This window comes from Leptolyngbya sp. ST-U4 (assembly GCF_039962215.1).
GTDB lineage: Bacteria > Cyanobacteriota > Cyanobacteriia > Elainellales > Elainellaceae > Leptolyngbya_A.
Map to the genome: position 1 here is coordinate 1 of NZ_JAMPKZ010000069.1, position 9355 is coordinate 9355.

The 9355-nt window shown below is 46.8% G+C and carries 10 protein-coding genes and 1 pseudogene; 3 read left to right on the forward strand and 8 right to left on the reverse strand.

The window, feature by feature from the left end:
• Positions 1-167: 167 nt before the first annotated feature.
• Positions 168-877, reverse strand: a protein-coding gene (locus tag NDA02_RS27585) for an IS6 family transposase (protein ID WP_242067448.1) whose coding sequence is annotated in 2 segments (ribosomal slippage) — positions 168-307 and positions 307-877 — 711 coding nt in all. Because the reading frame shifts where the segments join, the coding sequence is not laid out codon by codon here.
• A gap of 316 nt (positions 878-1193) precedes the next feature.
• Here NDA02_RS27585 and NDA02_RS27590 point away from each other — a divergent pair.
• The gene (locus NDA02_RS27590; RefSeq protein ID WP_190793071.1) at positions 1194-1991 is read left to right on the forward strand and encodes a DUF3891 family protein; all 798 of its coding nucleotides are present in this window, start codon (positions 1194-1196) and stop codon (positions 1989-1991) included.
• Between the two features lie 177 nt (positions 1992-2168).
• Here the strand turns inward: NDA02_RS27590 and NDA02_RS27595 are convergent, their stop codons facing one another.
• Positions 2169-2468: a DUF6629 family protein gene (locus tag NDA02_RS27595; RefSeq protein ID WP_190793070.1), complete on the reverse strand. Its 300-nt coding sequence runs from the start codon at positions 2466-2468 to the stop codon at positions 2169-2171.
• 276 nt (positions 2469-2744) lie between these two features.
• On the opposite strand from NDA02_RS27595, the gene NDA02_RS27600 reads away from it, so the two are divergent.
• A complete protein-coding gene (locus NDA02_RS27600; RefSeq protein ID WP_348250010.1) occupies positions 2745-3416 on the forward strand; it encodes a phosphatase PAP2 family protein in 672 nt (223 codons plus the stop codon).
• A 73-nt stretch (positions 3417-3489) separates the two neighbouring features.
• Here NDA02_RS27600 and NDA02_RS27605 read toward each other — a convergent pair whose 3' ends face one another.
• The 5 genes from NDA02_RS27605 to NDA02_RS27625 form a co-directional block, all read right to left on the reverse strand.
• Positions 3490-4434, reverse strand: coding sequence for a YegS/Rv2252/BmrU family lipid kinase (locus NDA02_RS27605; RefSeq protein ID WP_190794745.1), 945 nt, complete (start codon positions 4432-4434; stop codon positions 3490-3492).
• Between the two features lie 694 nt (positions 4435-5128).
• Complete coding sequence (locus NDA02_RS27610; RefSeq protein ID WP_190794746.1) at positions 5129-5839, reverse strand: IS6 family transposase; 711 nt, start codon at positions 5837-5839, stop codon at positions 5129-5131.
• A 73-nt stretch (positions 5840-5912) separates the two neighbouring features.
• Positions 5913-6221 carry a hypothetical protein gene (locus NDA02_RS27615; RefSeq protein ID WP_348256275.1) on the reverse strand — a complete coding sequence of 103 codons (309 nt, stop codon included), beginning with the start codon at positions 6219-6221 and terminating at the stop codon, positions 5913-5915.
• A 24-nt stretch (positions 6222-6245) separates the two neighbouring features.
• The gene (locus NDA02_RS27620; protein ID WP_190794748.1) at positions 6246-6851 is read right to left on the reverse strand and encodes a 2OG-Fe(II) oxygenase; all 606 of its coding nucleotides are present in this window, start codon (positions 6849-6851) and stop codon (positions 6246-6248) included.
• A 3-nt stretch (positions 6852-6854) separates the two neighbouring features.
• Complete coding sequence (locus NDA02_RS27625; RefSeq protein WP_190794749.1) at positions 6855-7724, reverse strand: GlcNAc-transferase family protein; 870 nt, start codon at positions 7722-7724, stop codon at positions 6855-6857.
• 437 nt (positions 7725-8161) lie between these two features.
• Here NDA02_RS27625 and NDA02_RS27630 point away from each other — a divergent pair, with 437 nt between their 5' ends.
• Positions 8162-8872: an IS6 family transposase gene (locus NDA02_RS27630; RefSeq protein WP_190791189.1), complete on the forward strand. Its 711-nt coding sequence runs from the start codon at positions 8162-8164 to the stop codon at positions 8870-8872.
• Positions 8873-8941: 69 nt separating this feature from the next.
• Here NDA02_RS27630 and NDA02_RS27635 read toward each other — a convergent pair.
• Positions 8942-9037: pseudogene (locus NDA02_RS27635) on the reverse strand (transposase); the annotation flags it as partial.
• Positions 9038-9355 lie beyond the last annotated feature (318 nt).

The following is a 9355-nucleotide window of genomic DNA, read 5'->3' on the forward strand; positions in this document are numbered from 1 at the left end:
AAGCGCAAGTTGCTGTGGATTGTGGACCGGCATCCAGTGCATTGTTCAGGGGCAGTGAAACAGTGGTTGGACGAGCACGAGCAGGAGATCGAACTGCTGTACCTGCCGCCATAGGTTGTGTCGCAAAAACTCTTCAGAAGCAAACAATATCCATCAAGGTCATCGTCTTAAGCAGTTACTCCAAAGAGTGCTTCGATAAATTTGATCTGAGAGACACTATCTCCTCGACCGATGCCCTTGACTTGTCCTTTCCGTATTATGTTCATCGCCTCAATTCCACTCAAAGTGCGTCTGGCGCTGTTGAATGTCTGAACCCCATCATTGGCTTCACAATGCGCTTGATGCTTCGATGATCCTGTTCAACCCGATTATTCAAATATTTGCTCTGTCTCAATTGGGTTTCTTGGTCGATTGTCCCATCTTCTTTGAGGGACTCCATGGCGACGGGATAAGCCGCATTTTTATCCACGGTAATGACTCGTGGAGTTCGAGTGTGCTGACCTTTCAAGACTTTACGAAAGAAGCGTGCTGCTGCCTTGCCATCCCGCTTTGCCCTTAGCATAAAGTCCAGAGTATTTCCCTCTGAATCGACAGCACGATATAGATACTTCCACATGCCCTTGCTTTTGATATACGTCTCGTCCACCCGCCACGAATCGTTCGTCGGTTTCAGGTGCCGTCGTATCCGTTTGTCTAGCTCTAGCGCATACTTCAAAACCCAACGGTTGATCGTCGAGTGGTCTATCGCCACCCCCCGCTCTTGCATCATCTCCTCTAAGTCCCGATAGCTGAGGGAGTAACGGCAATACCAGCGAACGTTGAGCAGGATGATTTCGGGCAGAAAGTGCCGCCACTTGAACAGAGTAGGAGTAGACATCGGAGAAGGAGAAGGCAAGCTGGGCTTACCTACCTTACCATCGGCTGGTTTTTGCGACATAACCTTGGAAACTTTATCGGATTGGGTCTGCAGATTGGTTTACGAATTCTACTGCTCAGGTGGAAAAATTAATGCGTCATCTACAAACATTAAGAGGTTGACAATCAACCCGTGTCAACTCTTGCTATGGGTTGATATCTTGTTGCCTCAAGTCAACAGTTCGAGTATTTTGTTTTGCCTGAGTTCTAACCTATGGCGTGAAGACATCCGTTTTTTGCAGGGGTAGGTTTGAATTGAAGTTCAAACAGGAACAGCCGTGTTGTACCGCACCCTTGGCGAAAACCGAATCTGCATTACTCAGCCTACTCATGCCTGGGTATCTGGTCAGTTAGCTCAATCTTGGGGCAATGAACAGCTTGGCACAATTGCTCCTTTCCAGGCTGTGTGCTTGGGGGCAGAACAGCATGATATTGGCTGGATACCCTGGGAAGCCGCTCCAACACTCAATTCCGAAACAGGATACCCACATAGTTTCAATGAGGTTGCACCAGAAGTTCACACCCAACTTTGGGCAGGGGCAAAACACTTGGCGATGCCAATGGGACGGTATGTGGCACTGCTCGTTTCCCTCCATGGGACAGGGCTGTATGAACGGTTTACGCACTGGAAGCGATCGCCTGAATCAACCCGGATTGTCGAAACCTTTTTGCAGCAGGAGAAGGAATTCCAAAAACAGCTCATCCGTTGCTTAGAGCAAGACCCAGCCTACGCACCATATGTCACACCCTCAATGCTCACCCGAAATCAGCGTCTTGTTGCGACTTTGGATGCGCTGTCTCTTGCGATCTGTATGGGTGTAACCGGGCAGCGACAATTTGAGCAGGTGCCGACAGCAACGAGTGACATTATTTTAACGCTAATGCCTACTGCTGATGACCCAGCACGGTTATCGTTAGTACCGTGGTGCTTTCAAACGAATGAAGTCACTGTTGTGTTTGAAGGACGGCTTCTAGAGGAGAAATTTGCTGATGAGCAAGCGATGCGCGATCGCCTTGCCCATGCTCCCTGGATAACCCTAACAGCAACGCTTTATTCAGCAGAAAAACAGAATTGAAACAATTCTATCTAACCGCCGATCGCCATACCATCGACCCAATTCCCACTCAATTTCATCCATAGTGGTGAGCGCCTCCATGATGGATTGGAATACATCGTCCTAGGTCTGCCGTGAAGGAATCACAATGACCTGTCCCAAAAGTGTTGTCTCTTCGTCTATATTCTGCTCGCTCAATCATGCAGGTCTGGTTTCTTCAGCTGTATTCGATCGCGGCAAATTCGTTTTCTTTTGAGTATCGATATCAGGTGCCGTTCGGCAAACCTGGAGAATTAGCAGAGAAAGCAAGGCAGCAAAGAAGCACCAAACCGAAACAAAGACCTGATCCAGCAACCATTGGGACGCGATCGCAGCGAGGCAGACTGCGCCACCCAGCACCTTCAGAGATCGATTTGCGGCAAGTGCAAACGGAATCAGGACAATCATGGCATAGACCAGGCGATCGACTTGCTGCGAAACCCAGGGGTCAAAGATCAAGCGTGTGTCTTATTGAATCGAATGAACAAGTAGATGAAGCGGACGTTAAGGGACTTTGACGGGGTTGAGAGGGTTATTTGCTGCCGCTTATCTTGGTCGTTAGACCGCGATTCGTATGGCTCATCGAATTCATGTGCTCGGTCAGAAAATTTTTATTTTTTCTTTGTCTAAGATCTACCTTTCTAATTAAATCTCAGACCAGCGCTGCTTCCACGTAGGCAGTGAACAGCGTACAATTTTGCCAAATTACAGTCAGCCGTTTATAGGAGATTGCCAATGACGGAGGTTAGTACTCGCCTTTACTGGTTGTTCCAGTCACTCCTTGCTTTTATGCCCTATTTACTGGCGGGTCTGATCGCTGGCGCACTCGCCCTAGCAATAGGTGTTTTCCTCGCCCGCTTTCTGCTATGGGACTGGTTGCTGCCTCTTGAAGAGTCATGCTTGTTGACTCTCAAAGCTTGGGCTAATCCGACTCTAGACCGATACATGACAGCCATAACCTGGCTGGCTCAGGGCGAAATTACTATCCCTATACTCATTGCGATCGGAGGAATTCTGGTTTACCGCAACGAGGCGGTTGCAACCCTGGTTTTGGCGATCGGGCTGAGCGGTTCATGGCTGCTTAACGGCATCTTCAAGTCTCTCTTTCAGCGAAAACGACCCGATCTATGGGCATCTTCTCAACGTCCGATGGATTACAGTTATCCCAGCGGTCACGCCATGAGTGCAATTTCCTTCTATGGTTTGTTGGCGGCTAACCTGACGCACTGTATGAATATTCCTTTAAGCATCACTGCCCCCTTGGCAACTGGCTTAACCTTAGGGGTGGGCTTTAGTCGGGTATATTTGGGTGTGCATTGGCCGACAGATGTCTTGAGTGGATGGATTGCTGGCGGCATCTGGCTGGGAGCGTGCCTGTACGGACTGATTCAGATTGGTGGGATTTGAACTGAGATTGATAGGCGAGCAGTGAAAATGCTGTCAGCTTTAATGGAAAACTGCTCTCTCAGGATCTTTAAAACTACTGCGTCAAAACAGGACTTCCGCTTTCGTCTGCAAACTTTGCCAGTAGCTCAGGTGTAGGCACGCAAATCCAAAGGGCTCTGGGAATCACCTCAACAGTGACTGGGGTAGTGCCCAGGCACTCTCCGTCTGCATGAACGTCTAAAGGTGGATAGCTTCTGACCTCAATCTTAGAGGCTCGATAGGTATTAAGCCGTTTATGAGGGAGTTGCTCACCCCGCATAGCTGTAAAGAAGTAGCGCAGATGATCCCATTTAGAGGGATTGTCAATGTAAATCACATCTAGCTTGCCATCATTCATTTTTGCCTCAGGCGCTAAGGCAAATTCTACCCCATAGCGAGGGCTGTTGCAGATGTTGACTTGTAAGGTGCGCAGACGACGTATCCGTCTGCCGTCGAAGCGTAAGACCAAACGGTGCGGGCTAAATTGCAAAAAAGTTTTGACCCCTGAGAAGATACTTTTAAGGGCAACCAGATAATTTTTCTTGATTCCTTCTTTGACTTCATCTCCACAAGGAAATAGTGAGGCTTCTAGACCCACGCCTACCACTTCCATGAAGTAATAATTGTTCGCCTTGCCCATATCAAACCGACCATGCTCACCCTCTACCAGGATCTGGATGGCTTGGGTTAAATCGTTAGAAATATTCAAACTAGCCGCAATGTTATTACGCGTTCCTAACGGAATAATGCCTAGCATAGTTTGAGTATGCACTAATCCACGTGCTACGGCTTCAATCGTGCCATCGCCCCCGGCAACAATCACAAGTTTAGCGCCTGCTTTAGCAGCATCAGCAGCTAGACCTTCACCATCTTCATCAGGTGTGGTGGTGCAGATTTCAGCTTGAATGCCTTGAGTTTGCAAAGCTTCTGCTAGGTCAGTTAACAACTCAGGATTCTCGACAGGGCCAGAGGTAGGATTGACGATGAGTCGGGTATTCATCGCTGGCTTTTTCCTAGAGGTTTGAAGTTGGAGAGGGTGGAAGTGTGGGGTTAAACTCTGCTCATACACAGTTGCTTAGCAAAAGGTCTACTGTCCATTCGTTACGCCCAAGCGATGAGCTGATAGAACTCCACTCTTAAACTATAGCTGTCAGCTTCGACTTTTCCTTCCATCGATAAGCTGATATGTGGCTCAACAATTCAGTGTAGTGAAGCCCTGATAATCGCTTGTTTAATTCTGGCATTGCATAATCGTAGTATGAATTAAGGTCATCTTCTATGCAGTGCCCCGAGTGCTCAGGGCAAACGCATAAAACTGTGTTGTTGACATTTAAGACAGACTAACGCAAAAATCCTCAACAAATTGCACTTGTTGAGAATACTCCGGGCTACCCATAGCGAGTGCCCTCCATCACAGCGCTATACCTATTTCGAGAATCTTTTATGGAAACTGTCAGATCTGAGTACTCAAATCACCGCTTTTTTAGTACTTTTCATCATTGCAAGCTTTCTCTTTTCTATCTTTAATTAGATGGCTTGAAACAGACGCTGTAATTCACTCACTCGTTCAATAAATTGTTCCTTTTGCTTCAATAAAGATACAGATTCTGTCATTCTTACTCTCGATCGCAAAAATTGCGGTTGTGTCGCAAAGATTTCTAAATAACAGATGAACTGTTCTCGTTTGTATTGTTTTAAGCACTCACCTCAAAGATCTTATTGATGAATGAGAATTGAGATACACTGTCCCCTCGACTAATTTCTTTCACCTGCCCTTTACGGATCATTTTCATTGATTCTATCCCTCGCAATGTTCTTCTTACCGTGTTGAATGATTGAAATCCTATCATCGGTTTTACAATTCGCTTGATGTTCAGATGGTCTTGTTCAATGATGTTGTTCAGATACTTGCTCTGCCGCAATTTAGTTTCAGCTTCCAACGTTTTATCTTCCTTTAATTCATCGATAGCAACCGGATAGGCAGCATTTTTATCAATGGTAATTACCCGTGGAGTTTGAGTGTGTTGTGCTCTCAACACTTTGCGAAAAAAGCGTGCCACAGCTTTTCCGTCCCGTTTCGCACTGAGCATAAAGTCCAGGGTGTAGCCCTCCGAATCCACGGCTCGATATAGATACTTCCACGCTCCCTTGACTTTGATGTAAGTTTCATCCACCCGCCAGGAATCATTCGTTGGCTTCAAGGGGGGTCGGATGCGTTTGTCGAGTTCTGGGGCGTACCTCAACACCCATCGGTTGATCGTCGAATGGTCTACTCTCATGCCGCGCTCCTGCATCATCTCCTCCAAGTCTCTGTAGCTGAGAGAGTAGCGACAGTACCACCGCACATTCACCAGGATGATTTCAGGCAAAAAGTGCCGCCACTTGAACAGAGTAGAAGTAGACATTGGAGAGCAAGCCAGCGGAGTTGGGCTTGTCTAGCTTACTATTGACCAGTTTTTGCGACACAACCTTAAACCCTTAATTTCCGCCCAGTTTTTCAATGCGCTTTGCTAGCAATGCGACTTGCTTGGAAAGCTTCAGGATCTCCTTCATGATTTGCACGTTATCCACAACATTGCCCTGTGAGTTAATGCCGCCTGACGGTCCAGGGGGTGTTCCGACTCCAGCTACCGACACGCCTCCATCGGGAGCATTAACAATCCCACCTCCATAGGTACGTAGAATTTCGATAGCCAAGTACGGTGTCTTGCGCAGGTTAATTACTTCCCCGTAACGGGTAGTAATGTCTCTGATAATCTCGTCATCGGACAGTTTATTTGTATTCATTTTGGCTTCTCCTTCTGTTGTGTTTTATGGACGTAATCGACGTTCTCTTTCCCAGGAAACAAGAATTGTTTTTGTACCTTCCTCAACAGGAAGACCCGCGTGAATCATAGCAAAATTGCATTTTCCCGTTGGCAGCAGATTGTTCCAAATAAGGACTCGTCCAGCTTTAGCTTCAATAGTCCTATCGAATGCCCGGAAGTGAGTTTCGCCACCGTGAACGGGTGTATCTAAGTACATGATAATGCTGCGTTTTCTCTCTCCGGCAGCGGTTCGCTCCCAATTACCGCCATCGACGTGATAGTCAAACCTGTCGTTCCTGTTGTACCGTGTAGCCTGCCACTCTTCAAAATGATTGCGTGTGGTACTTAAGAGGCAAGCTAATCGCTCCTCAATGAGGGTGAGAATAGCATTAATCTCGTCACTAAACCAGATCTGTCCTGATGTCTGACTCTTTCTCATATTACTTAAATATGCCGGAGAGTTTTCATTACCGATGTATTTCACCACTACACTATCTTGCCAGTGTGTAAACTCCAGCTCTTCAAGCATTAGATTGCATTCTAGTGGAGTAATAAAGTTATCCACTACAGCAATCCCTTCTTCTTCCAATACCTCTAGAACGGTAGCCATAATTTAGCACCGGATTAACTTGTCACCAATTAGAAACTCATACTTGTTTAGGCTACGAGCAGTGCCGATCGCTTCATCGTCGATGCCAAGAAAGATGTCGCGTAACCGATTGCACGATCGTTCATTCCGCTCATGGTAGTCTGAATGATCTTCCCAGTGTGTTGTGCGTGTAGCAGCTCGATCGTATAGATGCCAGCCCAGCACGTAATGGGGATGGAATAGATCATAGCCGTGTGTAAATGCCCTGAGTGCGAGTACTACTTCGTCACCGAAAAAATATACCTGTTCATCGAGGACAATCTCGCGGTTGAATATACCCTCTGCAAAGACGAAATGAAGTGAAGCGAACCGGGCAGGAATTGGATTTTTGAGAGTGCGCCACATGGGAATTGGCTGAGCTATTAAATAAATCAGCATTCCTTGCTCTCGACTATGTGCCCAGATTTGCAGTGGGTCTAGTAGACGATTATCGGGATCGTTCTTAGGGTCATAGGGCGGAAGATATGCTGTGATCAGAGGTTTTTGAATGCCCCTCTGCTTTAGACCTTCGTGCATTTCAACTAGGTGCCGATCCCAACCAGGAATAAAACGGTGATGGGAGTCGAGAAATAATGTATATGGCTCTCCTTGCCAACGCCTCTGAAGCTCAGCCCTTGCCCAGTTGCACCCCCTACTCTCCCGATAGGACTGCTCAATAATTTCAATGTTCGGGTTTACCTGTAATGCCTCTGGCAGCGTGTCGCCCTCTGCTCGTTGCCAAAAAACACCAATGCGAAGAGCGTCCGCATCATCTGACTTTTCGACAAGATCAAGTAACGTTGGTCCCAGTTCTGTGTCACGATAGGCTGGAATCTGAACGTAGATTTTTTTCATTTGTATCGCTATGGGATGCAAATAATGAAACTAGCACGATAGACCTATCTATCAGACCTATCCATCTTTTTCATTAACGATAGTGTAATCTTTCATTCTGAACAGTTTCCTGCTGTATAAGAATCTCATCTCAAAATTAGCAAAGCAACAGCTTGGTCGAGAGTACCTTCATGGGTACTTTTTTGCAGACTTTCCTCATCTATATTTGAGATATCACGCTCCATGCTTGAGTCATGTACAGTTCAGTTATCGCCCTACAGTTATCTAAGTACATTTTTCCCATCAAGCTGCCGCAAACAAAAGAAGTACCAAAGCAAATCCTTGAATCATTTGCAGCGATGGGCGTCTTTTCTGGTTACAAGGAGACTTAACGGTTGTGTCGCAAAAACTAGGGAATGGTAAGGTAAGCAGGACTAAACTCTCCTCACAATCTTCCGATGTCTACTGCTTCTCTATTCAAGTGGCGGCACTTTTTGCCTGAGATCATCCTGCTGAATGTGCGGTGGTATTGCCGTTACTCTCTCAGCTATCGAAACTTGGAGGAAATGATGCAGGAGCGAGGAGTGGAGGTGGATTACTCGACGATCAATCGCTGGGTGTTGAAATACTCGCCAGAACTGGACAAACGGGTTCGACTGCACTTGAAGCCCACAAATGATTCCTGGCGCGTGGATGAGACTTACATCAAAATCAAGGATATGTGGAAATATCTGTATCGTGCAGTCGATTCGCAGGGGAATACCCTCGACTTTATGCTGAGCGCCAAGCGAGACAGCAAGGCAGCAGCAAGATTTTTTCGCAAGGTGCTCAAAGCACAGCACACTGTGGCTCCACGAGTGATTAATGTGGATAAGAATGCGGCTTATCCAATGGCAATGGAAGCCCTGAAGGATGATGAGACAATCGCGCAGGAGACCAAGTTACGGCAGGTGAAATACCTGAACAATAGAGTTGAGCAAGACCACAGGAACATCAAGCGGATTACCAGACCCATGATGGGATTCAAGTCATTCAATAGCGCAAGGAGAACCCTGAGGGCGATTGAGGCAATGAATATGATCAGAAAAGGACAAGTGAAAGGCATTGAGAAAGGGAGCAGTGTCTCTCAAGCAAAATTTATTGAATCGACCTTTGGAATTGCTGCTTAAAGGAATACAAACGATACTGAGCGGTTGTCCTTAATAAGTTTTTGCGACACAACCGGTCTTAGAGCTTTTTCGTTTTCCACCCGTGATGCGGCTCCCTAGACACAGCCCTAACCAGGAAGCAAAATGCTTGGCGGAGGGAAACCGGGATGGGTCTAAACCCAGTTCTGACAGCAGCGTTAGCATTGTTAATCCGCTAAAGTCATCTACTGGAGTATAATCCACTCCACTCATGCGATACAGATGGGTTCGTAAGTCAAACGTGGGAATATTCCTGGATTGCTTTTTGCCCCGTCGTTTTGCGGGGGTAGTGGAGAGATTGCAACATCTACTCGCTCAGAAAAACGAGCTGCCCATCTTGCTGTACATGGGTGAAACGGCTCAGAGGGTGACAACGAGGCTAGAAGGTAAGCCTGGCGGCAGACAGAGGCAACCCAAAGCCGAAAAAATAGGGTGAATCCGACGAATCACACTCAATTGTAAAAA

Excerpts from the sequence above, each read along its gene's own strand:
- NDA02_RS27600 (WP_348250010.1), top strand. The coding sequence starts at position 2,745 with ATGACGGAGGTTAGTACTCGCCTTTACTGGTTGTTCCAGTCACTCCTT.
- NDA02_RS27605 (WP_190794745.1), bottom strand. The coding sequence starts at position 4,434 with ATGAATACCCGACTCATCGTCAATCCTACCTCTGGCCCTGTCGAGAAT.
- NDA02_RS27610 (WP_190794746.1), bottom strand. The coding sequence starts at position 5,839 with ATGTCTACTTCTACTCTGTTCAAGTGGCGGCACTTTTTGCCTGAAATC.
- NDA02_RS27615 (WP_348256275.1), bottom strand. The coding sequence starts at position 6,221 with ATGAATACAAATAAACTGTCCGATGACGAGATTATCAGAGACATTACT.
- NDA02_RS27620 (WP_190794748.1), bottom strand. The coding sequence starts at position 6,851 with ATGGCTACCGTTCTAGAGGTATTGGAAGAAGAAGGGATTGCTGTAGTG.
- NDA02_RS27625 (WP_190794749.1), bottom strand. The coding sequence starts at position 7,724 with ATGAAAAAAATCTACGTTCAGATTCCAGCCTATCGTGACACAGAACTG.
- NDA02_RS27630 (WP_190791189.1), top strand. The coding sequence starts at position 8,162 with ATGTCTACTGCTTCTCTATTCAAGTGGCGGCACTTTTTGCCTGAGATC.